At 63.0% G+C, this 22,038-nt stretch carries 19 protein-coding genes and 1 tRNA gene; 4 read left to right on the forward strand and 16 right to left on the reverse strand.

The genetic code is table 11. From position 1 onward, the window contains the following. Positions 1–47: 47 nt before the first annotated feature. Positions 48–125: transfer RNA gene (locus QZ409_RS06705), tRNA-Pro, on the forward strand. Positions 126–207: 82 nt separating this feature from the next. Here the strand turns inward: QZ409_RS06705 and QZ409_RS06710 are convergent. The 6 genes from QZ409_RS06710 to QZ409_RS06735 all read right to left on the reverse strand — a co-directional run bounded on the left by QZ409_RS06710 (position 208) and on the right by QZ409_RS06735 (position 4,808). Then, positions 208–558, reverse strand: a complete 351-nt coding sequence (locus QZ409_RS06710; protein ID WP_296708313.1) for a 4a-hydroxytetrahydrobiopterin dehydratase — start codon at positions 556–558, stop codon at positions 208–210. Positions 559–1,021: 463 nt separating this feature from the next. Further along, a complete protein-coding gene (locus QZ409_RS06715; protein WP_296708314.1) occupies positions 1,022–1,474 on the reverse strand; it encodes a host attachment protein in 453 nt (150 codons plus the stop codon). Between the two features lie 188 nt (positions 1,475–1,662). Then, the gene (locus QZ409_RS06720) at positions 1,663–2,484 is read right to left on the reverse strand and encodes an FTR1 family protein (protein ID WP_296708316.1); all 822 of its coding nucleotides are present in this window, start codon (positions 2,482–2,484) and stop codon (positions 1,663–1,665) included. A gap of 10 nt (positions 2,485–2,494) precedes the next feature. Then, positions 2,495–2,827 carry a cupredoxin domain-containing protein gene (locus QZ409_RS06725; protein ID WP_296708318.1) on the reverse strand — a complete coding sequence of 111 codons (333 nt, stop codon included), beginning with the start codon at positions 2,825–2,827 and terminating at the stop codon, positions 2,495–2,497. Positions 2,828–2,859: 32 nt separating this feature from the next. After that, the gene (locus QZ409_RS06730; RefSeq protein WP_296708320.1) at positions 2,860–3,750 is read right to left on the reverse strand and encodes a transporter; all 891 of its coding nucleotides are present in this window, start codon (positions 3,748–3,750) and stop codon (positions 2,860–2,862) included. Positions 3,751–3,908: 158 nt separating this feature from the next. Then, a complete protein-coding gene (locus QZ409_RS06735; RefSeq protein WP_296708323.1) occupies positions 3,909–4,808 on the reverse strand; it encodes a LysR family transcriptional regulator in 900 nt (299 codons plus the stop codon). Positions 4,809–4,948: 140 nt separating this feature from the next. Here QZ409_RS06735 and QZ409_RS06740 point away from each other — a divergent pair, with 140 nt between their 5' ends. Genes QZ409_RS06740 through QZ409_RS06750 form a run of 3 tightly spaced genes read left to right on the forward strand, consistent with a single transcriptional unit; the run spans position 4,949 to position 6,690 of the window. After that, entirely contained in the window at positions 4,949–5,557 is a 609-nt protein-coding gene (locus tag QZ409_RS06740; protein WP_296708326.1) for a YceI family protein, read from the forward strand. Next, on the forward strand, positions 5,558–6,142 hold the full coding sequence (locus tag QZ409_RS06745) for a cytochrome b/b6 domain-containing protein (protein ID WP_296708329.1): 585 nt from the start codon (positions 5,558–5,560) through the stop codon (positions 6,140–6,142). It begins immediately after the preceding gene. Further along, positions 6,139–6,690 carry a YceI family protein gene (locus QZ409_RS06750; protein WP_296708332.1) on the forward strand — a complete coding sequence of 184 codons (552 nt, stop codon included), beginning with the start codon at positions 6,139–6,141 and terminating at the stop codon, positions 6,688–6,690. Before QZ409_RS06745 ends, QZ409_RS06750 begins: the two co-directional genes overlap by 4 nt. Before the next feature lie 14 nt (positions 6,691–6,704). Here the strand turns inward: QZ409_RS06750 and bfr are convergent, their stop codons facing one another. From bfr to QZ409_RS06800, 10 genes are all read right to left on the reverse strand, one after another. Further along, positions 6,705–7,184: a bacterioferritin gene (gene bfr, locus QZ409_RS06755; protein ID WP_296708336.1), complete on the reverse strand. Its 480-nt coding sequence runs from the start codon at positions 7,182–7,184 to the stop codon at positions 6,705–6,707. A 120-nt stretch (positions 7,185–7,304) separates the two neighbouring features. Further along, positions 7,305–7,502, reverse strand: a complete 198-nt coding sequence (locus tag QZ409_RS06760; RefSeq protein ID WP_296708343.1) for a hypothetical protein — start codon at positions 7,500–7,502, stop codon at positions 7,305–7,307. A gap of 194 nt (positions 7,503–7,696) precedes the next feature. Continuing rightward, on the reverse strand, positions 7,697–9,346 hold the full coding sequence (locus QZ409_RS06765; RefSeq protein WP_296708347.1) for an OFA family MFS transporter: 1,650 nt from the start codon (positions 9,344–9,346) through the stop codon (positions 7,697–7,699). 35 nt (positions 9,347–9,381) lie between these two features. After that, entirely contained in the window at positions 9,382–9,636 is a 255-nt protein-coding gene (locus QZ409_RS06770) for a formate dehydrogenase subunit delta (RefSeq protein ID WP_296708349.1), read from the reverse strand. Further along, positions 9,633–10,475 (reverse strand): formate dehydrogenase accessory sulfurtransferase FdhD, encoded by an 843-nt coding sequence (fdhD, locus tag QZ409_RS06775; RefSeq protein WP_296708351.1) that lies wholly within the window; start codon positions 10,473–10,475, stop codon positions 9,633–9,635. The genes QZ409_RS06770 and fdhD overlap by 4 nt, the downstream gene beginning before the upstream one ends. Next, positions 10,462–13,308, reverse strand: coding sequence for a formate dehydrogenase subunit alpha (gene fdhF / locus QZ409_RS06780; RefSeq protein ID WP_296708353.1), 2,847 nt, complete (start codon positions 13,306–13,308; stop codon positions 10,462–10,464). The genes fdhD and fdhF overlap by 14 nt, the downstream gene beginning before the upstream one ends. Before the next feature lie 9 nt (positions 13,309–13,317). Next, entirely contained in the window at positions 13,318–14,874 is a 1,557-nt protein-coding gene (locus QZ409_RS06785) for a formate dehydrogenase beta subunit (RefSeq protein WP_296708357.1), read from the reverse strand. Next, positions 14,871–15,359, reverse strand: coding sequence for an NAD(P)H-dependent oxidoreductase subunit E (locus QZ409_RS06790; RefSeq protein WP_296708359.1), 489 nt, complete (start codon positions 15,357–15,359; stop codon positions 14,871–14,873). The genes QZ409_RS06785 and QZ409_RS06790 overlap by 4 nt, the downstream gene beginning before the upstream one ends. 223 nt (positions 15,360–15,582) lie before the next feature. After that, the gene (locus tag QZ409_RS06795; protein WP_296708361.1) at positions 15,583–18,897 is read right to left on the reverse strand and encodes an efflux RND transporter permease subunit; all 3,315 of its coding nucleotides are present in this window, start codon (positions 18,895–18,897) and stop codon (positions 15,583–15,585) included. Then, positions 18,894–22,022, reverse strand: a complete 3,129-nt coding sequence (locus tag QZ409_RS06800; RefSeq protein ID WP_296708364.1) for an MdtB/MuxB family multidrug efflux RND transporter permease subunit — start codon at positions 22,020–22,022, stop codon at positions 18,894–18,896. The genes QZ409_RS06795 and QZ409_RS06800 overlap by 4 nt, the downstream gene beginning before the upstream one ends. Positions 22,023–22,038: the final 16 nt, after the last annotated feature.

Genomic DNA, 22,038 nt, shown 5'->3' on the forward strand with positions numbered 1-22,038 from the left:
GCTGCGGCGTTGCCAGCCTCAAAAGCCTTCTCTATAAGGCGGGCAGTCGGAGTGTAGCGCAGTCCGGTTAGCGCACTAGTCTGGGGGACTAGGGGTCGTGGGTTCGAATCCCGCCACTCCGACCATTCGAAATTTGAATTTGGAGCAAAAAGCCGCGCCGTGTTTGGCGCGGCTTTTTGCGTTTTGCGATCAAGGCGCGGAAACGCCTCACGCGTTCGCGGCTTGCGCGAACAGGCGATCGATCTTCGTCGCCATGATGAAGTCGTTCTCATGCAGGCCCTTGATCTTTTTGGTCTGGAGAAAAATGGTCGCATAGCCCCAGCCAAAATGGATGTCGGGATGGTGGCCTTCGGCTTCGGCGAGTTCGCCGACGGTGTCGACGAAGGCAAGCGCCGCTTTGAAATCCGCGAAGCGAAAACTGCGTTCGATCCGGTGTGCCTCCTGGGCCAGCCGCCAATCCGGAGCCTCCGCGTGGAAATGTTCGGCCTCCTGCCGCGTCAGCGGCGGCGAGCCTCCGCGGCATGGCGTGCAGGTCTTGCCTTGAAGCGCGTTTTCCATCTGGCCTGCCCCCCGTTTCCAGCCGGCCTCATACGCAGCCGCTCGCCTATCTGAAACGCCTCGGCGCTGCGTCATGTTCCAGAAGTCAGCGAATGAAAAGGCGGGATTCGCAACCTTATCGGGGTTTGCTCGTTAACCCTCCGGTCATCCTTTTGGTCTGAACTATATTCTTGCTGGCTCAAGGCGACCTGGGGAGGGAACCATGCAGTTATGGCGTAAAATTTTGCGCGCGGTCCTGTATGACGACGGCGCGCCGGGCCTTTATTCCGGGCTCCTGCCGAATGCGTCGGGCGAGAGTTTTTCCAGCCGGCGGGTTGAACACGACGCCAATGCGGGGAAAACGAATGCGGCTGCGTCACGATCGGGCAAAAACCGTTCGTAATGGCCGGGCGGTGAAATCGTCGCCTGCATGAAAAACGCGCCGCCCGAACGGGCGACGCGTATTAGATCAGCCGACCTAAAATCAGCCCACAATATGTTTCTCGATCTCCCAGACGGGGATCTTGGTGAAGTCCTTGTCGATCTCGGCGATCACCTTGCTCTTGACGTCAGCATGGAGCGCGCGCCGCAAGTCGGCGAGCGTCCTGGCGGGGGCAGCGATCACCAGAACCCGGGTACCGCGTTCGCGCACGAGCGTTTCGAGCGCCTCAGCCGCGCGTTGTGCAAAACGATGCTCTTCGATTTCATGCCAGTCGGTCGTCTCGACAGAGCTGCGCGCGCCGGACCCAACGCTTGAATAGGCGCGGCCGGGACGATCGGAGCCCTGCTCGTGCGTCGGCGGATTTTCCTCGCCGTTCAACACGCGCTCCGTAACCAGATTGGCGAATTTTTCATCCCCCTCATTGCGCAGGAATAGCGCCTTGCGGCCGTCGCCGACGAAGACGAATGCGTCGTGTGGAAGGGCGATTTTGCTCACGATAAAGCTCCCGCATTTCGGGTGGATCGCCGCATTTTGGCGCGGCTTACCGGAGGCGGGGCGGTTTTTGCGCCCCGGGGGCCAGCGCTCGGGCCGGCGCCTTTGGTTTCCTCCGCTATCCCTGAAGATAGGCGCCGGCGGGCCTCGCCGCCATGATGCGCGTCAATTTAAGTACGGGTTCGCAGGTTTCAGGCGGCGGTGGGCCGGCGTGCGGGCGCGGCGAGGCGGGTGGCGATAAAAATTCCGGCCAGCGCTACGAAATAGACCAGCGCCTGCGCCCCGGACGGCTGATCGACATAGCCGAACAACACATGGGCGATGCGGCCGGCGATGGAATCGTCCGGCAGGATGGCCGACGTGTCCCATAGAGTGCCAGAGAGAGCGGTGACGAGGCCCGCCTGCTGGAGGAACACCACGCATTGCGACGCCATGCCGGCGGCGAGAAAGGTGATGAGGGCCGTGGTCACGGCGAAAAGATAGCGCGTGGGGATCGCGACGAGTCCATAGAACATCAGCACGGACAGCGCGCCGCCGAGCGCCAGCCCCAACAGACCGCCGAGCAGCAACTGGCCGAAGCCCGCCGTACCCGAAGCTGCTATGCCATAGAGAAATAGCACGACCTCGGAGCCTTCACGCAGGACCGCGACGGCGACGACCACCGCCAGAGCCGTCATGCTTTGCGAGCCTTCCGCGACTGCGATTCCGACATTGCGCAGGTTGGCGGCCATCTCGCGACCGTGGCTCGCCATCCAGATATTATGCCAGGCGAGCATGACAACCGCGAGGGCGAGGATGCCGGCGTTGAACAATTCCTGCCCCGCGCCCGAAAAGGCGTCCGCCAGCGCGCCGGCGAAAACCGCGACCAGCGCGGCGCCGAGCAGGCCAGCGGCCAATCCGCCGCCGACATAGGCCCCGCGGCCCGGCGCGCCGCGCGTTACCGCCAGCACTATGCCGACGATGAGGCCCGCTTCGATGACCTCACGAAAGACAATGATCAGCGCGCCCAGCATCTCTTGAGTCCTATTCGACGACGAGTTCGCCCTCGGTTGTGGCCTGATGGAAATCATCGAAGAAGCGATAGCGGCCGGCGTTGAGCGGACGGATCTGCATCGAGACTTCGCCGCCGGGCGCTATGATCTTTTCGACGCGCAAGCTCTTGCTCTCGAATTCGGCGGCGGTCGAGTCCAGGTTTTTCACGACAATGGTGAAGGCCTGGTTGGCCGGGGCGCGCACTTCGGCAGGCGAGAACTTATGGTCCTTGATCGTCAGGCGCACGCTGGCCTGCTGCGCCAGGGCGGGCGCGGCGAACAACAGCGAAAGGGCGATAAGGGCGGAAACGCGTGCAGCTTTCATTGTCTTCTCCCAGTGAAAGGCGGGCCAAAGGGTCAGAATTCGAAGCCAACCTTCAAATTCGCATATTGGCGCTCGAAATTGGTCAGGTCGAGATTTCCGGTCTCGCCCTGCGCGCGGCCCGCGACCTGGAAGGACCAGGCTGCGGCGAGGAATATCTTCGGAGTGAACTGAACGTGCAAGGTTGGCCCCACATAAAATGCCGCGCCCTCGAGCGCGTTGAAGCCAAAGCCTTCATAGGAACGATAATATTCGACTTCGCCGCCGAGCGTGACCTGAGGCGTGACGCGATAGGCCATGGCGGCGGTGGCGCCGAAGCCCGAGGCGCGGCTCCAGCTCGGATCGCCGGGCGCGCGTTCGACCTCCGGCTCGTAGATCAGGTTCGCCGCCGCATAAAGCATGTTCGGGATCAGTTCGGTGTCGGCGGCGAGACGGGTCGTCAAGCTGAAGCTGTTGGCGTGCACGCCATTGGCGCCGACGCTGCGACCCCATTCCGGCTGAACCGAGAGGGACAGGCCGATCGGATTGCCGGGACCGCGCCCGATGATCAGCCATTTCGGCTTGAAAGAGAGGCCGGCGAAGTCCCCCCGATGGAGATCATCCAGTCCGGCCACGCCATTGATCTGCTGCGACAGGCCATGGATCGACAGTTCATAGCCCCAATATTGCGACGGGACGTGTTCGAATTCGAATTCCTGCTCGATGGAGCGATAGCTGCCGCCACGTTTGCCGAAGCCGCCGGTGGTTTCCGATTCGAGCTCCTTCTCGCCTTCCGCGCCAATATCCGTGCCTGCGGTGAAGCCGAAGATATATTTGGTCTCAAGCTCATAATAGCGGCTGGAGAAGGCCTCCTGAGCGTTCGCCGCGCCCGCCAGCGCGCACAGAGCTGCCGAGGAATAGACAATGCGGGATAAGGACCTGATCATAAAAGCGTTCCGGCGCTGTGTTTTGAAGGAGCTTGCGAACCCTTTTTTGCTGCGTCGCAAAAAAGACGCAAACGAAACGCTCCTCATTAGAACAATTCAAAACTACGAACCGCATTGTCCGGCTGGTTCGCGGCGGCGCTAAATGACGAATCCTCCACTCACTGAGAAGGGCAGCCCTTCAATCTGTCGATCAGCCAGCGTCCCGCCGGCCCCGGCGGCGCCGCCGTGCGATAGACCGCCGCCATCGGCACGATGCGTCCCGTGAGCGGGCTTTCCGGCGTCGCGAGCTGGATCAGCCGCCCCTCGGCGAGGTCGCGCTCCACGGCGTGCAGCGGCATCGAGCCCCAGCCGAGGCCGCCCAGCAGGAAGGAATGTTTGGCGTAGAGATCGGCCAGCCGCCAGGTCGTCGGCGACATCACGCCATATTCCAATCCGGCGGAGCGATTGGAGCGCTCGGTCAGCACGAGCTGCACGTGCCTGGCCAGTTCGCTTTGCGGGATGACGCCTTCGTAAGTCGCGAGCGGATGTTCGGGCGCCGCGACCATGACGATGGCGACGCCATTGAGCGGCTCGCTGCTCAGGCCCTGGGGGAGCGGCGCGGGACCGCCGACGATGGCGAGGCTGGCGCGGCCATCCAGCACCGGCTCCGTGGCCCCGCCCAGCACCTCGACATAGAGGCGCAGCGGCGTGGCAGGGAATTCCTGCCGAAAATGTTTTGCCGCCTCGGTGATCGCATGGAACGGAAAATAGACGTCGATGACCGCGCAAAGCTCCGGCTCCAGTCCCTGCGACAGGCCCCTGGCGCGGAAATTCAGGAAATCGACCGCTCCGCCGATAATGCGAGCGTCCTTCAGAAGCAGGTGTCCCGCCGATGTGAGCGTCGGCGAGCGGCTGGAGCGGTCGAACAGGGCGATTCCAAGCTGTTCCTCCATCCGGCGGATGAGGTCGCTCACCGCCGATTGCGCACGGCCGAGCTTGCGCGCGGCGGCGGAGAAGCTGCCTTCTTCGGCGGCGGCGATGAAGGTGCGGATCTGATCGAGCGAAAGGCGGTCGTGCATGACGCATTCTATCTGAAAATCAGATGGAATATATCGTAAACCAACGGCTAGACTGGGAGGGAGACTGGCGGCAATTTAGCCGCAGGTCGGCCGGATTCGTCCGCTGGCGTTGCTTGCCCTGTTTAAGAGGAAATTCTCCAATGAATCGTATTCTCACCATCGGCGCCATCGGCGCTCTTCTGCTCGCCGGGGCCGGCTCCGCCGTGCGGGCCGAGGCCGCCGCCAAGGATGTCAAGGCTGGCGTCTACAAGGTCGAGCCCTATCACACCCAGATCAATTTCACGGTTTCGCATTTCGGCCTGTCGAATTTCTCCGGCGTCGTGACCGGCGCTTCCGGCTCGCTGACGCTCGACCCCGCCAAGCCGGAAAACGCGAAGCTCGACGTTTCCGTCGACGCCGCCACCGTGCTGACCACGGTGCAGAAGCTCACAGACGAGCTGAAGGATCCAGAATGGCTCGACGCCGCGAAATATCCCAAGGCGAGTTTTGTTTCGACCAAGGTGACGCCGACCGGCGCCAATGAGGCGACCATCGCCGGCGAACTGACCCTGCATGGCGTGACCAAGCCCTTGACCCTCAAGGCGCATTTCGTCGGCGCAGGCGTCAATCCGATCGACAAGGCTTATACGGTCGGCTTCGAGGGAACGGGCGTCATCAAGCGCACGGACTTCGGCGTCTCGAAATATGCGCCGATGATTGGCGACGAGGTCCATGTGACCATCAACGCCGCTTTCGAACTTCAGCAGTAAATGAGCAAGCCGTCGATCGAGCGTTATGACGCTGTCGCCGTCGTCCTGCATTGGGCGATGGCGATCGGAATTTTCGCCCTGATCGGCGTCGGCTTAGCGATGAAGCACGCGGATCTGCCCAAAATGCGCGTGTTTCAGCTCTTTCAGCTGCATAAATCCATTGGCGTCCTGATCCTGTTGCTGGCTGTCCTGCGGCTGGCGTGGCGGCTCACGCATCGCGCGCCGCCGCTGCCCGAGACGATGCCGGCGCTGGAGCGGAAGGCCGCCCATGCCGGGCATGTCCTGCTCTATCTCTTCCTCTTCGTGCTGCCGCTGAGCGGCTGGGCCTATGCATCATCCTCGCCGTTGAACATTCCAACTGTCCTGTTCGGGCTCGTGCACTGGCCGCATATTCCTTTCCTGGCAGATCTGGCCGATAAGGCGCCCGTCGCGGCGGCGTTCAAGCTTGTGCATGACTACGGCGCTTACGCATTCATCGCCGTTCTCGCGATCCATATCGGCGCGGCTTTGCGGCACGCGTTCAAGGGCGATGTGCCTCTGTCCCGCATGTCATTGTCCGGCGGCCGCCAGGAGTCTTCCAAATGAAATTCTCCGCCGCTTTCGCGGCCTTCGTTCTGGCGGCATCCGCCGCTGATGCGGCGGATTGGAAGGTTGCGCCCGGCGAAAGCGCGCTGACTTTCTCGGGGACGCAGACCGGCGAGAAATTCGCCGCCAAGTTCAGCCGCTTCGACGCGCAAATCGTGCTCGACCCGGACAAGCTCGACGAGGCCAAGATCGTGGTGACCGTAGATATCGCCAGCGCCGTTACCGGAGACAAGCAGCGCGACGCGGCGATGCCGTCGAAGGAATGGTTCGACGCGGCGCGCTTTCCGCAGGCGCGGTTCGAGTCCCGCAAGGTGAGCCGGGCGGCCAACGGCTATGAGGCGCTGGGCGACCTGACCCTACATGGCGTGACAAAGGAAATTCGTCTGCCCTTCACGCTGGCGATCGACGGGCGCAAGGCTCAGGCGAAAGGCCATGTCGATCTGAAGCGCGATGTCTTCGGCGTGGGGCAAGGGGAATGGGCGACCGGGGAATGGGTCGCCCTGGAGGTCGGCGTGGATTTCGACCTGAAGGCTGAAAGGGCGGATTAAATCCGCCCCTTGCTTTACGACGACAATTCGCCGATGTGCTTCTGAGCGTAAAGCTGAACGCCAATCTGGCTGATCAGTTCGAGCTGGGTTTCGAGGAAGTCGATATGCTCTTCCTCGTCATGGGCCAGCTGCTCGAACAGGTTTTGCGTCACGCGGTCGTTGACTGACAGGCAATAGGCGGCCGCTTCGAGGTAAAGCGCGCGGGCTTCGAGCTCGGCGGCGAGATCGGCTTCGATGATCTCTTTGATATTTTCCCCGATCCGCAGGCCGTTCAGCTCCTGCATGTTGGGAAAGCCTTCAAGGAACAGGATGCGCGCCGTGACCTTGTCGGCATGCTCCATCTCTTCAATGGATTCCTTGCGCCACTTCTTGGCGAGCTCCTTGTAGCCCCAATTGTCGAGGATACGGAAATGCAGCCAATATTGGTTGATGGCGGTGAGCTCGCTGCGCAGGGCTTTGTTGAGATATTCGATTACCTTTGCGTCGCCGCGCATGTTCTTTTCCTTTCGGCGTCAGGGAAAATCCCGAGCGCCAATTTATAGCAGAGCGGTCGCCGAGACGTGCTCAAATTAACGTCATGCTTACGGATTGTTCCCGGGAAAAAATCCCGGCGCTCATTCCGCCGCGACGGCGAATTGCTGGATGTTCGCCCGGGCCCGGACGCGGCTTTCGACCTTGCAGGACGCCTCGCGGTCGCAAAAAGACTGAATGTTCTTGACGCAGCGGCCGCATTTGGGCAGGCAACCCTTGCTTCGAAACACTTCGCGCGCACGCTCGGCGGAGGCGCCGCAAGGCTTCACGCTGGATTTCACATCCCGATCCGAGATCTGATTGCAGGAACAGAGGATCATCTCACGCCCGTCGCTGACTTCGACCTAAACAGTAAACTATGTCGGCGAGATCTACGAAAGCATTTTGGCCTTTGTTAGATGGATTCTAAACTGCCGCCCGCCACGGAATAAAAATGGCCGGCCCGGAGGGGAAAATTTTCGGGCGGGCCAGAAGTTCAATGAAAGATCGCCAGCGCCTTGGCGAAGGTTTGCTGCACGCCCCAGGCGAGCGGCAAGCCCACCGCGAGCCAGGCCACCACGGTGCGCCAGTCGAAGGCGTCGCCGGAAATGCCATAGGCGCCAACCGGACCGGACGGAATTGCGTGCGCGGATTCGAGCTTCTCCACTTCTTTTTCGGGCATCAGCCATTTCGGATCGACCGGCCGCACCAAAGCATTGCAGATCAGGCCGAGGACCAGGAAGCCAGCCAACACATACATGGTGACGTCATAGAGCCGGTCTGCCGGAACGCCCGCCGCCTTGTTGAACTCGCGGATATAGTTCACGACGACAGGGCCGACGATGCCCGCCGTGGACCACGCGGTGAGCAGGCGGCCATGGATGGCGCCGACGAATTGCGTGCCGAAAATATCCGCGAGATAGGCCGGAACGGTGGCGAAGCCGCCGCCATACATCGACAGGATCACGCAGAGCGCCCCGACGAACAGTGGCTTCGATCCTATATGGGCGAAGGTGGGCACGCTGGCGTAAAGCGCGATGCCGAGCGCAAAGAAGACGAAATAGGTCGCCTTGCGCCCGAGATGGTCCGACATTGTCGCCCAGATGAAGCGCCCGGCGATGTTGAAAAGGGAGAGCAGTCCGGCGAAGCCGGCCGCGATCACGGCGATGGCCGATTTCTGGCCCGCGTCCAGCGCGGCGAAACCCAGTTCGGGCTTGCCGATCAGCGCGCCGCCGAAAATCTCCTGCAACATGGGCGAGGCCATGCCGATCACGCCTATGCCCGCCGAGACATTGAGGCAGAGCACGGCCCAGATCAGCCAGAATTGCGGGGTCTTCAGCGCGTCGTTGAGGTGGACATTGCCGGTCGAAACCATTTTCTTTCCGGTCGCGGGCGGGGCCCAGCCCGCCGGGCGCCAGCCGTGAGGCGGCACGCGATAGCCGAACGCGCCGGCCATCATATAGACGAAATAGAGGCCGCCGAGCACGAGGAAGGTCTGCCAGACTCCGACGGATTCCGGGGTCTTGAAATGGTTCATCAGCATTGCCGCGAGCGGAGAGCCGATCATCGCGCCGCCGCCGAAGCCCATGATGGCCATGCCGGTCGCCATGCCACGCCGGTCGGGGAACCATTTGATCAGGGTCGAGACCGGCGAAATATAGCCAAGGCCGAGTCCGACGCCGCCGATGATTCCTGGTCCGAGCCAGAGCAGCCAGAGCTGGTGCAGATAGACTCCGAGCGCGCCAATGACCAGGCCGCCCGACCAGCACAGGGCCGCGACAAATCCCGCCTTGCGCGGCCCAGCCCGCTCCAGCCAGCCGCCCCAGATCGCCGCCGAGGAACCGAGCAGCACGAAGAACAAGGTGTACATCCAGCCGAGATCGGCGACCTTCCAGTCGCAAGCCGTGGTGAACAGGGCCGTCATCAGGCCGGAATCGGCGGGGCAGGCGACCGGCTTGGTGATGCCGATGGACTGGCTCAGCGGCAGCCAGAACACCGAAAAACCATAGGCCATGCCGATGCAGAGATGGATCGCCAAGGCCGCCGGCGGAACCAGCCAGCGATTGAATCCGGGCTTGGCAATGGTGGCGTCACGGTCAAGAAGGCCCGGCGCCGAGGGCGCGTCGAGCCTCAGTGCATTTGTCATTAAGTCCCCCCAAGGGATTGTTCTATAGTTTGTTTTTACTTAATCTTTTTTCTTCTAATCCCGCCGCGCGCGGCTTGCAGCAGGGGAGTTAGAGACTGCCCCGGAGCCTCGGCGGCGGCGAGGAAGTCCTCGCGCATTTTTGGCGTCCAGAAATGGTTGATGTGGCTCGCGATGGACTCGGCCGCCTTCTCTTGCGGATAGGCGTGGAAATAATCGGCGATTTCCTGGGCCATGCGGATCAGCTTGGCGTTGTTGTCGTCATGGGCGAAAATATGCGTTTCCTGATTCATGACGCAGCGGCCTCCGATCTAGCGCCGCCCTGAGCTTCAAGCGCGCCGGAAAAAATCATCATGCTGTCGGCGCGGGCGATCGCCGCGAGCGTCAGGCCCAGAGCCTGCGCCCGTTCGATCGCCAGCGAGGTTGGCGCCGAGATGGCGACAAGGGTGGACGCGCCAAAAATCGCGGCCTTCTCGACCATTTCAAAGGAGGCGCGGCTGGTGACGAGAATGAAGCCTTCGCGCGGCGACACGCTCTCGCGGATCAAGGCGCCGATCAATTTGTCGAGCGCATTATGGCGCCCGACATCCTCGCGCACTGCCCTGATGGCCCCGTCGCGCGAGCAGAAAGCGGCGGCGTGGACAGCGTGGGTCGCGGCGTTGAGCTTCTGATTCCGGTCAAGATTGGCCAGGGCGGCGAAAATCGCGCGCGCGGGGACAGGCGGGGCGGGGTTAAGCTTCTCAGCCTGGGGCAATTGCTCCACCGTCTCGACGCCGCACAAGCCGCAGGAGGTGCGGCCGGTCATGGCGCGGCGGCGCGCGAGATGTTCGCGGAACCGTCCCGGCGCCAGTTCGATCCCGACGGACAGGCCCTGGGCCTGCGGCGCGACCGTCACCGCGCGGATTTCGTCCGGCGAGCGGACGATTCCCTCGGTCAGGCTGAAGCCATAGGCGAAATCCTCGGCGTCGCCGGGGCTCGCCATCATCACCGCATAGGGCGCATCGCCATAGACGAAGCTCACCGGAATTTCAGTGGCGATGGGCCGCTGCGTCGGGATCGCGAGGCCGCTCGCCGAGTCGATCCGGAGCGCCGGCGTCAAATGCGACGCGGTCGGACGGTCATTCTGCGGCATCCGGGGTCGCCTCCAGGACTCTCCGCAGGCTCACATCCTCTTGGGCGTTGCGCTCCTGCCAGGAAGAGAGCGCATTGACGCGCCGCACTTCGACGGCCGTGACCTTGTATTCCGGGCAATTGGTCGCCCAGTCGGAATTGTCCGTGGTCACGACATTGGCGCCGGAGCCGGGATGGTGGAAGGTGGTATAGACCACCCCCGGTTGCATGCGTTCCGAGATCTTCGCCCGCAGCGCGGTGTCGCCGGCGCGGCTGACGATGGAGACGAGGTCGCCATCCACGATCCCGCGCTGTTCGGCGTCGAAGGGGTGGATTTCCAGCACGTCTTCCATGTGCCAGAAGCCGTTCTCGGTCCGTCTTGTCTGCGCCCCCACGTTATATTGCGACAGGATGCGCCCGGTGGTGAGAATGAGCGGAAAGCGCGGCCCGCTGCGCTCGCGGGTCGGGACATATTCCGTCAGCATGAAATGGCCCTTGCCGCCGACGAAGCGGTCGACATGCATCAGCGGCGTGCCGTAGGGCGCCGCCTCGTCGCAGGGCCATTGCACCGAGCCCATCTCGTCGAGCTTCGCATAGCTGACGCCCGCGAAGGTCGGGGTCAGGGCCGCGATCTCGTCCATGATCTCGGACGGATGCCCATAGTTCATCTCATAGCCCATGGCGTGAGCGAGTTCGATGGCGACGCGCCATTCGTCCTTGCCGCACAGCGGCGCCATGACCTTGCGGACGCGGTTGATGCGCCGCTCGGCATTGGTGAAGGTGCCGTCTTTTTCCAGGAAGGAGCAGCCCGGCAGGAAAACATGGGCGTATTTGGCAGTCTCGTTCAGGAACAGGTCCTGTACGATCACGCAGTCCATCGCGGCGAGGCCCGATGAAATGTGCTGGGTATTGGGGTCGGACTGGGCGATGTCTTCGCCCTGTACGAAAAGGCCCCTGTAATTGCCTGCAACCGCTTCGTCGATCATGTTGGGGATGCGCAGGCCAGGCTCGTCGTCGATCTCCACGCCCCATAGGGCCTCGAAAGTCTCGCGGGTCGCATCGTCGGAAACGTGGCGATAGCCCGGCAGTTCATGCGGGAAGGAGCCCATGTCGCAGGAGCCCTGCACATTGTTCTGCCCGCGCAGCGGGTTCACGCCGGCGCCGACATGGCCGATATTCCCGGTGGCCATGGCGAGATTCGCCAGCGCCATGACGGTGGTCGAGCCCTGGCTGTGTTCGGTGACGCCGAGGCCGTAATAGATCGCGGCGTTCCTGACGCTGGCGTAAAGCCGGGCGGCGGCGCGCACGTCCTTGGCCGGCACGCCCGTATATTGCTCCATCTCCTCAGGCGAATTCTGCGCCAAAGCGATGAAACGCGCCCAGCTTTCAAACTCGTCGAGATCGCAGCGCGCGCGCACGAAGGCTTCGTTCACGAGGCCTTCGGTGACGATGACATGCGCCAGCGAATTCACCAGCGCGACATTGGTCCCCGGCTTGAGCTGGAGGTGATAATTGGCCTGCACATGAGGCGTGCGGACGAGGTCGATGGAGCGCGGATCGGCGACAATGAGCTTCGCCCCGGCGCGTAGGCGCTTCTTCATTCGCGAGGCGAACACCGGATGGCCGTCGGTCGGATTAGCGCCAATCACGAGCATCACGTCGGCGTCATCCACCGATGCGAAATCCTGCGTGCCGGCCGAGGTGCCGAGCGTCATCTTGAGGCCGTAGCCGGTCGGCGAATGGCAGACGCGGGCGCAGGTATCGACATTATTGTTGCGGAAGGCGGCGCGCACCAGCTTCTGCAGCACGAAGACTTCTTCATTGGTGCAGCGCGAGGAGGTGATGGCGCCGATGGACTCGCGGCCATATTGCGCCTGGATGCGCTTCAGCTCGCTTGCGGTGTAGGAAATCGCCTCTTCCCAGCTCACTTCGCGCCACGGGTCTGTGATCCGCGCACGGATCATCGGCTTCAGCATGCGGTCCTTGTGCGTGGCGTAGCCATAAGCGAAGCGGCCCTTGACGCAGGAATGGCCTTCATTGGCCTTGCCGGCCTTGTAGGGAACCATGCGGATCAGTTCGTCGCCGCGCATTTCGGCCTTGAACGAGCAGCCGACGCCGCAATAGGCGCAGGTGGTGATGAGCGAATGTTCCGGCTGGCCGCGCTCTATGACGCTTTTTTCGATCAGGGTTGCGGTCGGGCAGGCCTGCACGCAGGCGCCGCAAGAGACGCATTCCGATTCGATGAAATTGGTCGGGCCGGGCTTTACACGCGAGTCGAAGCCACGGCCCTCGATGGTCAGGGCGAAAGTGCCCTGCACTTCCTCGCAGGCGCGCACACATCGGTTGCAGACAATGCATTTCGACGGGTCATAGGAGAAATAGGGGTTCGATTCGTCTTTTACGTCTTGGAGATGATTCTCGCCCTGGTAGCCGTAGCGGACCTCGCGCAGGCCGACTTCGCCGGCGGCGTCCTGCAATTCGCAATTGCCATTGGCCGAGCAGGTCAGGCAATCCAGCGGATGGTCGGAGATATAAAGCTCCATCACGCCGCGCCGCAGCTTTGCGAGGCGCTCGTTCTGGGTGTGCACGACCATGCCGTTTTCAGCCGGAGTCGTGCAGGAGGCGGGCGTGCCGCGCCGTCCTTCGATCTCGACGAGGCAAAGGCGGCACGAGCCGAACGGCTCAAGATTGTCGCTGGCGCAGAGTTTTGGAATCTTCACGCCGCGCGACATGGCGGCGGCCATGACCGAGGTTCCTTCGGGAACGCTGATCTGCTCGCCGTCGATGATGAGGGTCACGGTCTTTTCAGCGACGCGGATCGGCGTGCCGAAATCGATTTCCTGAATGAGGCTCATAAGGCGCTCCTATTCGGCCGCGGTCTTGCGCTCGGCCGGGACGAAATCCTCGGGGAAGCGGTCGATGGCCGACAGCACTGGCATGGGGGTGAGACCGCCGTGGGCGCAGAGCGAGCCGGCGGTCATGACGTCGCAGAGGTCGCGCACGATGGCGATATTGGCCTCGACATTGGTTCCGGCGATGATCTTGGCGACGGTTTCCTCGCCGCGGGTCGCCCCGATGCGGCAGGGCGTGCATTTGCCGCAGCTTTCCTTGGCGCAGAAATGGAAGGCGAAGCGCGCCATTTTGGCCATGTCGACGGTGTCGTCGAACACCACGATCCCGCCATGTCCGAGCATGGCGCGGTTGGCGGCCAGGGTCTCGTAATCCATGGGCAGGTCGAGTTCTTTTTCGGTGATATAGGCGCCGAGCGGGCCTCCCACCTGAACGGCGCGAATCGGGCGTCCGCTAGCGGTTCCGCCGCCGAAACCCTCGATGATTTCTCGCAGGCTGACGCCGAACGCCAGTTCGATCAATCCGCCGTGCAAGACATTGCCGCCGAGCTGGACGGGCAGGGTGCCGCGCGAGCGGCCCATGCCGAAATCGGCGTAACTCTTCCCGCCTTCCGCCAAAATATAGGGGACGGCGGCGAGGGTCAGCACATTATTGATGAGCGTGGGCTTGCCAAACAGTCCGGACAGCGCCGGCAGAGGCGGCTTGGCGCGAACGATGCCGCGCTTGCCTTCGAGGCTCTCCAGCAGCGACGTCTCCTCGCCACAAATATAGGCCCCGGCGCCGATCCGCAGTTCGAGATCGAAGGGCTTGCCGCGCCCGAAGGCGTCGCGGCCGATCCAGCCGGCCTGTTTGGCGCTGTTGAGCGCGCTTTCCATGGCGGTCGCCGCGTGGGGATATTCCGAGCGAAGATAGATGAAGCCCTTGGTCGCGCCGACGGCATAAGCCGCGATCGCCATGCCCTCGATGAGCATGAAGGGATCGCCTTCGAAAATCATGCGGTCGGCAAAGGTGCCGCTATCGCCTTCGTCGGCGTTGCAAACGACATATTTGCGGTCGGCGGCTGCGTCGTGGACGGTCTTCCATTTGATGCCGGCCGGGAAGCCAGCCCCGCCACGCCCACGCAGGCCGGACAAGCGAACTTGCTCGACCACGTCTGCGGGCGTCATGGCCAGCGCGGCCTTGAGGCCCTTGAGGCCACCATGGGCGCAATAATCGGCGAGCGAAAGCGGGTCTATGACGCCGATGCGCTCAAAGGTAAGGCGCTGTTGGCGCTTCATCCAGTCGAGCTGGTCCGTCGGGCCGAGGCGCAAAGCATGGTCGCCGCCCTGGAGCGCGCCGGCCTCCAGCAAGGAGGCGACGTCGCGCGCCGAAACCGGGCCATAGGCGATGCGGCCCTGGTCCGTCTCGACTTCGACCAGTGGCTCAAGCCACATCATGCCGCGCGAGCCGTTGCGGACGATCTCGACCGTTTGCCCGCGCGTGGCGGCCTCGCGCCGAAAGGCTTCGGCAACGGCCTCGGCGCCTACCGAAAGCGCGGCGGCGTCGCGGGGAATATAGACCCGAATGCTCATTGCCGGGCTCCGGCCTTGCGCGAGGCGGCGGCGTAAAGCTCGCTCAGGCTCTGCGGATCGAGCTTCCCGAAGATGTCGCCGTCGAAAAGCGCGTTGGGGCCAAGCGCGCAATTGCCGAGGCAAAAAGCGGTCTCAACTCGCACGCCATTGTGATAGCCGCCGTCGATTTGTACGCCCTCGGAATTTTCGAGATGGGCGGCCAGTTCCTCGGCCCCGCGCGCCTGGCAGGCTTCGGCGCGGCAGAGCTTGATCGTGCGGCCGAGCGGCGGCTGGCGCTTGAAGTCGTGATAGAAGGAAATCGTGCCGAAAACCTCGGCGCGCGAGACATTTAGCGTGTTGGCGACGATCGCGACCGCGCGCGAATCGACATAGCCGAATTTTTCCTGCAACGCATGCAGGATAGGAAGCATCGCGCCTTCGAGCGCGGATCGTTCGGTGATCAGCTCGACGGCCAGATTCTCGTCCCAGGCGACCGGAACAGTCATGCGTATCCTCCAGATCCTGCTTTTTATAGGTGCAGGTAGCGATAATTTGTGCGTGACGCCCTTGATGGACGCAAATTATTTTTTCTGAAGAAATGATAGACGCAATCTATCAGCCAAGGGCTATTGCGCGGGGCGCCTTACGACGCAAATATCTGCCGCCGCGACGGCGCATCGCGCCAATCCTTTGAGATGGGGAGCTTATTCGGGCAGACAAGGGCGCCCGTCAGCCGTTTTGCGCGGCCTCGGCGCCCGGCGCCGCGCGGGCGCCGAACAGGGACCGACGTTTCGTCTGCAACCAAAGACTGAAACGGTCCAGATAGAGATAGACGACCGGCGTCGTATAGAGCGTCAGGATCTGGCTGACGATCAGGCCGCCAATGATCGACACGCCGAGCGGGCGGCGCATTTCGCCGCCTTCGCCGAAGGAAATCGCGAGCGGCAGGGCGCCAAGCAAGGCGGCGAATGTGGTCATCAGAATCGGCCGCAGGCGCAGCAGGCAGGCCTCATAGATCGCGTCATAGGAACTGGCGTTGTGGTCTCTTTTCGCGGTGATGGCGAAATCTACCATCATGATTGCGTTCTTCTTCACCAGGCCGATGAGCAGAATCACGCCGATTGCGGCGATGATGTCGAATTGGATGCCGAACGCCCACAGACTGAGCAGGGCGCCAACGCCCGCCGAGGGCAGGGTCGAGAGAATGGTGATCGGGTGGATATAGCTCTCGTAGAGTATTCCCAGCACGATATAGATCGCCAGAATGGCGGCCCCGAACAGCAGCGGCAGCGTGTTGAACGAGCCGACGAAAACGAGGGCGGACCCAGAGGCGCCGCCATGCACGGTGATCGGCATGTGAATTTCCGCTTCGGCGGCGTGAATTTCGGCGATGCCGTCGCTGAGCGAATCCTTCGGGTCGAGGTTGAAGGAAATGGTGGTCGTGACGAAGGGGCCTTCGTGATTGACGGACAGAGGAGCGTTGCCGCGCTCGTAATGGCTGATCGCGGAGAGCGGAATCATTGTCTCCTTGGTCGTGCTGACGGCGGCGCCGGCGGAGGCCGAGCTTTTGCCGGAAGCCGCCAGCGCATTCGTCGCGGCGTTGCGGGCCGAATCGAGGCTGGAGGTCCCGGATTGCGCCGTCGCGCTGGCGCCCGCCTCCGTTTTCTTCGTCACCGCGCCGCTTGGCAGGCTGGTGGAGGCGACGGCGTTGGCCGCGCCGCCGGCGGTGGAAATGTAGATTTCGTCGAGCATGGAGGGGCGCTGGGTATAGCGCGGGTCGATCTCCATGACGACGTGATATTGGTTGATGGCCGAGAAGATGGTCGAGACCTGGCGCTGGCCGAAGGCGTCATAGAGCGTGTTGTCGATCATCGCCGCCGTCAGCCCGTAGCGCGAGGCGGCGTCTCGGTCTATCACCAGATCGGATTCGAGCGATTTGATCTTCTGGTCCGAAGTGACGTCCTTGAGGCGCCCCCGCCGGACCAGATTGTCGGTCAGTTTCTCCGCCCATTCATATAGCTCGGCGGTTTTGTCCGCATAGAGCGTATATTGATATTGCGCCGAGGATGGCCGCCCGCCCGGACTGATGTCCTGGGCTGCCTGGAAGAACAGCCGTCCGCCGGGCACATGGGAAAGCTTGCCGCGCAGCCGGGCGATCACCGCGTCCACGCCCATCTTGCGTTCGGACACGGGTTTCAGCGATGCGAAGACGGTCGCGGTATTGGTGGAGCCGCCCGGTCCGGCGCCCCCACCGGTGAAGCCCACGACATTCTTGACTGCGGGATCGGCCTTCACGATCTCGATCATTTCCGCGAGCTTCTTGCTCACGCTCTGGAAGGAGATGCTCTGGTCGGCCTCAAGCTTGCCCATCAGGCGGCCGGTGTCCTGCTGCGGAAACAGGCCCTTGGGGACGTGGGCGTAGAGGTAGAAATTGAGGCCGACGGTCGCCGCCAGTGCGAAAATGATCAGGCGGGGATGGCGCAAGGCCCAGGCCAGACTGCGGCCATAAGCGGCCTGCACCTTGTTGAACGCCTCTTCGAGAAAATGCGTGCGCTTTACGCCCTGACTGCGGCGCATGAAAAGGGCGCAGAGCATCGGCGTCGTGGTCAAGGAAATGACCAGCGAGATCAGGATGGCGATGGTCAGGGTCATCGCGAATTCGCGGAAGAAGCGCCCAACCAGTCCGCCCATGAACAGGATCGGCGTGAAGACCGCGATCAGCGACAAAGTGATGGAAAGAACCGTGAAGCCGACTTCCTTCGCGCCGAGCACGGCGGCCTCGGTCGCCTCCATGCCCGCTTCGATATGGCGTTCGATATTCTCGACCACGACGATGGCGTCATCGACCACGAAGCCGGTGGCGATGGTCAGGGCCATCAGCGAGAGGATATTGAGGCTGTAGCCGATCAGATACATCACGCCGAACGTGCCCACGATCGACACCACCACGGCAATGGCTGGCGCCAAAGTGGCGCGGGCGTTACCGAGGAACAGAAAGACCACCAGGGTCACCAGGCCAACCGCGATCATCAGGGTGATCTCGGTGTCCTTGAGCGAGGCGCGGATGGTTTGCGAGCGGTCCATCGCCGTGCTCAGGGTGATGTCGCCCGCCAGCGCCGCCTGCAAGCGAGGCAGCTCGGCCTTTATGGCGTCGACCGTCTGGATGATATTGGCGCCCGGTTCGGCGGTCAGGATCGCCAGAACGGAGGGGACGCCATTGGCGAAGCCGGCGTTGCGCAGGTCCTCGACCGAATCCACCACGGTCGCGACGTCGGATAGGCGCACAGCCGAGCCATTGCGATAGGCGATAACCAGCGGCCTGTAATCCTCGGCGTGGGAGGCCTGGTCATTTGTGTAGATCTGGTAGTGGCGCTCATCCTCCTCAATGGCCCCCTTGGGCGCATTGGCGTTCGCCGAGGCGAGCGCGGCGCGCACATCCTCCAGTCCGATGCCATATTTGAACAGGGCCTGCGGATTCAGCTCGACGCGCACGGCGGGCAGGGCGGATCCGCCGATGATGACCTGGCCGATACCCGGAATCTGCGAAAGGCGCTGTTGGAGCACATTGCTTGCGGCGTCGTAGAGCTGGCCGCGTGTAAGCGTTTTCGAGGTGAGGCTGAGAATAAGGATAGGCGCATCGGCGGGGTTGACCTTGCGATAGGTCGGATTGGAGCGAAGGCTGGTCGGCAGGTCCGCGCGGGCGGCGTTGATGGCCGCCTGAACGTCGCGCGCCGCGCCGTCGATGTCGCGATTAAGGCCGAATTGCAGGATGACGCGGCTCTGGCCGAGGCTCGACGTCGAGGTCATTTCCGTCACGTCGGCGATCTGCCCGAGATGCCGTTCGAGAGGCTGAGCCACGCTGTTGGCGACCGTTTCGGGGCTGGCGCCGGGCAAGGAGGCGTTGACCGTTATGGTTGGGATCTGGATCTGCGGCACCGGCGCGACCGGCAGCTGGAAAAAGGCGAGCGCGCCAGACAAAGCGATCGCCGCGGTCAGCAGGATGGTGGCGACCGGGCGTCGGATGAAGGGCGCGGAAATGTTCATTCCGCCGGCTCCCCTTCCGCCGCCGGCTTGAGTGGCGCATTGGGACGGCGCCCGCTCAGCCGCACGGCCAGCCGGTCGAAATAGAGATAGATCACCGGCGTGGTGAAGAGGGTCAGGACCTGGCTGACGACGAGGCCACCGACGATGGCGAAGCCGAGCGGCCGGCGCAGCTCCGAGCCGACGCCGGTTCCAAGCATCAGCGGCAGGGCGCCCAGAATTGCGGCCATGGTGGTCATCAGGATCGGCCGGAAGCGCAGCAGGCAGGCCTGGCGGATCGCTTCGACCGGGCCGAGGCCCTCGACGCGCTCGGCCTCCAGCGCGAAGTCGATCATCATGATCGCATTTTTCTTCACGATGCCGATCAGCAGGATGATCCCGATCACGGCGATGACGTCGAGCTCATAGCCGAACAGCAGCAGCGTCAGCAGTGCGCCGACGCTGGCCGAGGGCAGAGTAGACAGAATGGTGACCGGATGGACGAAGCTCTCATAGAGCACGCCCAGCACGATATACATCGTCACCACCGCCGCCGCGATCAGCAGCAGCTGGTTGGTCAGCGAAGACTGGAACGCCGCCGCCGCTCCCTGCCAGGCGACTAGGAAGGACTCGGGCAGGCCGATTTCCGCCTTGGCTAGGTCGATCGCCGCCACCGCCTCGCCCAGCGAGACGCCCTTGGCGAGATTGAAGGAAATGGTCGTCGCCGGGAACTGGCCGAAATGGGTGACAACCAGCGAGCCAGCGCGCTTTTTGACATGGACGATGGCCGAGAGCGGAACCTGCCCGCCGGAACTCGATGCGTTGGACGGCAGATAGATCGAATCAAGCCCTTTCAGCGAATTCTGCACCGAGGGCGCGCCCTCCAGGATCACGCGATATTGGTTCGACTGGGTGTAGATGGTCGAAATAATGCGTTGTCCGAACAAGTCATAGAGGACATTGTCCACCGTCGCCGGGGTGATGCCGAAACGCGCGGCGGTTTCGCGGTCGATGGTGACGTCCAGCGCCGCGCCCTGCTGCTGCATGTCGCTGCCGACGTCCGTCAGTTCCGGAAGCTGGCGCAGGCGGTCAGTCAGCTTGGGCGCCCATTCTGCGAACAGGCCCCGATTGGCGTTTTCCAGCACGAATTTATATTGCGCGCGGGTGACGCTGGCGTCGATCGTCAGGTCCTGCGAAGGCTGCATATAGAGCTTGACGCCCTCGACCTCGCCCGACTCGCGGTTCAAGCGGCGGATGACTTCGGCGACATTGTCCGTGCGCTGATCCTGTGGCTTCAGATTGATCAGGAAGCGGCCGGAATTGAGCGTGAGATTGGAGCCGTCCACCCCGACGAAGGAGGTGATGGAGGCGACATCCTTGTCTTTCAGCAAAACCTCGGCAAGGGCGCCCTGTAGGCGGACCATCTCCTTGAAAGACACGTCCTGCGGCCCTTCGGACATGGCCTGGATCACGCCGGTGTCCTGCGACGGGAAGAAGCCCTTGGGGATCGCCATGTAAAGCAGGGCCGTGAGACCCATCGTGCCGATGGCGACCAGCAGGGTCAGAAACTGGTGGCGCAACACGACGTCCAGCGCGCGGGCGTAGCCGGCGATGATCCGGTCGAACACCCGCTCGGCGGCGAGATCGAACCACCCGCGCTCATTGTCCGGCCGATGGCGGATGAGCCGCGCGCACATCATCGGCACCAGGGTCAGCGAGACGAAGGCGGAAATGACGATGGTGACGGCCAGCGTCACAGCAAATTCGTGGAACAGCCGCCCCACTACCTCTCCCATGAACAGCAGCGGGATCAGCACCGCGATCAGCGAGACCGTCAGCGAAATAATGGTGAAGCCGATCTCCCGCGAACCCTTGAGCGCCGCGTCGAATGGCTTGACGCCATTCTCGACGTGGCGGGCGATATTCTCGATCATCACGATGGCGTCGTCCACGACGAAGCCGGTGGAGATGGTCAGCGCCATCAGCGAAAGATTATCGAGGCTGTAGCCCAGCAGATACATCACGCCGAATGTGCCGACCAGCGACAGCGGCGCCGAAAGGCTTGGGATGAGAGTCGCGGGCAGCGTGCGCAGGAACAGGAAGATCACCAGCACGACCAGCACAATGGCCAGCACGAGTTCGAACTGCACGTCCTCGACCGAGGCGCGGATCGTCACGGTGCGGTCGGTCAGCACCTCGACATCCACTGCCGCCGGCAGGTCGGCCAGCAGTTTCGGCAGCAGCTTGCGCACCGAATCCACCGTGGCGATGACATTGGCTCCCGGCTGGCGCTGGACATTGAGGATGATCGCGGGGGTACGGTTCGCCCAGGCCGCGAGCTTGCTGTTTTCCGGTCCGCCAATGACCGTGGCGACGTCGCTGAGCCGGACGGGCGCTCCATTGCGATAGGCGAGGACCACCTTGGCGAAGCCCTCGGCATTGGTGACCTGGTCGTTGGCGGCGATGGTCGAGCTTTGCGTCGGGCCGTCGAAACTGCCCTTTGGAATATTGACGTTGGCGTTGCCCAGAATGGTGCGCACATCGTCGATGTTTAGCCCATAGGCCGCAAGCGCCGTTGGATTGAGCTGGACGCGGATCGCGGGTCGCTGGCCGCCCGCCACGCTGACGAGGCCGACGCCGGGCTGCTGCGAAATCTTTTGCGCCAGCCGGGTCTCGCTGAGATCCTCCAGCTCGGTCAAAGGCATGGTTTTGGACGTCACCGCGAGGGTCAGGATCGGCGCGTCGGCGGGATTGACTTTGAAATAGATCGGTGGCGCGGGAAGATCGGCCGGCAGCAGATTGTTGGCGGCGTTGATCGCGGCCTGGACCTCCTGCTCGGCGACATCAAGCGTAAGGGAAAGCCCGAATTGCAGGGTGATGATCGATGCGCCGGCGGAACTCGCCGATGTCATCTCGCTGAGCCCGGGCATCTGGCCGAACTGGCGCTCCAGCGGGGCCGTGACGGAAGAGGTCATCACCTCGGGGCTTGCGCCGGGATAGAAGGTCTGGACCTGAATGGTCGGATAATCCACCGACGGCAGGGTCGCCAGAGGCAACAGGCGATAGGCCATGAGGCCAGCCAGCAGCATGGCGATCATGAGCAGCGTCGTCGCAACGGGGCGCCGGATGAAGGGTTCGGAAATATTCATCGACGCGCGCCTCCGG

Origin of the sequence: Rhodoblastus sp. (assembly GCF_019449565.1) — a bacterium.
Classification (GTDB): domain Bacteria; phylum Pseudomonadota; class Alphaproteobacteria; order Rhizobiales; family Beijerinckiaceae; genus Rhodoblastus.

What these genes read in the sequence shown, in the direction of transcription:
- QZ409_RS06710 (WP_296708313.1), bottom strand. Translation starts at nt 558, where the DNA reads ATGGAAAACGCGCTTCAAGGCAAGACCTGCACGCCATGCCGCGGAGGC.
- QZ409_RS06720 (WP_296708316.1), bottom strand. Translation starts at nt 2,484, where the DNA reads ATGCTGGGCGCGCTGATCATTGTCTTTCGTGAGGTCATCGAAGCGGGC.
- QZ409_RS06725 (WP_296708318.1), bottom strand. Translation starts at nt 2,827, where the DNA reads ATGAAAGCTGCACGCGTTTCCGCCCTTATCGCCCTTTCGCTGTTGTTC.
- QZ409_RS06730 (WP_296708320.1), bottom strand. Translation starts at nt 3,750, where the DNA reads ATGATCAGGTCCTTATCCCGCATTGTCTATTCCTCGGCAGCTCTGTGC.
- QZ409_RS06735 (WP_296708323.1), bottom strand. Translation starts at nt 4,808, where the DNA reads ATGCACGACCGCCTTTCGCTCGATCAGATCCGCACCTTCATCGCCGCC.
- QZ409_RS06740 (WP_296708326.1), top strand. Translation starts at nt 4,949, where the DNA reads ATGAATCGTATTCTCACCATCGGCGCCATCGGCGCTCTTCTGCTCGCC.
- QZ409_RS06745 (WP_296708329.1), top strand. Translation starts at nt 5,558, where the DNA reads ATGAGCAAGCCGTCGATCGAGCGTTATGACGCTGTCGCCGTCGTCCTG.
- QZ409_RS06750 (WP_296708332.1), top strand. Translation starts at nt 6,139, where the DNA reads ATGAAATTCTCCGCCGCTTTCGCGGCCTTCGTTCTGGCGGCATCCGCC.
- bfr (WP_296708336.1), bottom strand. Translation starts at nt 7,184, where the DNA reads ATGCGCGGCGACGCAAAGGTAATCGAATATCTCAACAAAGCCCTGCGC.
- QZ409_RS06765 (WP_296708347.1), bottom strand. Translation starts at nt 9,346, where the DNA reads ATGACAAATGCACTGAGGCTCGACGCGCCCTCGGCGCCGGGCCTTCTT.
- QZ409_RS06770 (WP_296708349.1), bottom strand. Translation starts at nt 9,636, where the DNA reads ATGAATCAGGAAACGCATATTTTCGCCCATGACGACAACAACGCCAAG.
- fdhD (WP_296708351.1), bottom strand. Translation starts at nt 10,475, where the DNA reads ATGCCGCAGAATGACCGTCCGACCGCGTCGCATTTGACGCCGGCGCTC.
- fdhF (WP_296708353.1), bottom strand. Translation starts at nt 13,308, where the DNA reads ATGAGCCTCATTCAGGAAATCGATTTCGGCACGCCGATCCGCGTCGCT.
- QZ409_RS06785 (WP_296708357.1), bottom strand. Translation starts at nt 14,874, where the DNA reads ATGAGCATTCGGGTCTATATTCCCCGCGACGCCGCCGCGCTTTCGGTA.
- QZ409_RS06790 (WP_296708359.1), bottom strand. Translation starts at nt 15,359, where the DNA reads ATGACTGTTCCGGTCGCCTGGGACGAGAATCTGGCCGTCGAGCTGATC.
- QZ409_RS06795 (WP_296708361.1), bottom strand. Translation starts at nt 18,897, where the DNA reads ATGAACATTTCCGCGCCCTTCATCCGACGCCCGGTCGCCACCATCCTG.
- QZ409_RS06800 (WP_296708364.1), bottom strand. Translation starts at nt 22,022, where the DNA reads ATGAATATTTCCGAACCCTTCATCCGGCGCCCCGTTGCGACGACGCTG.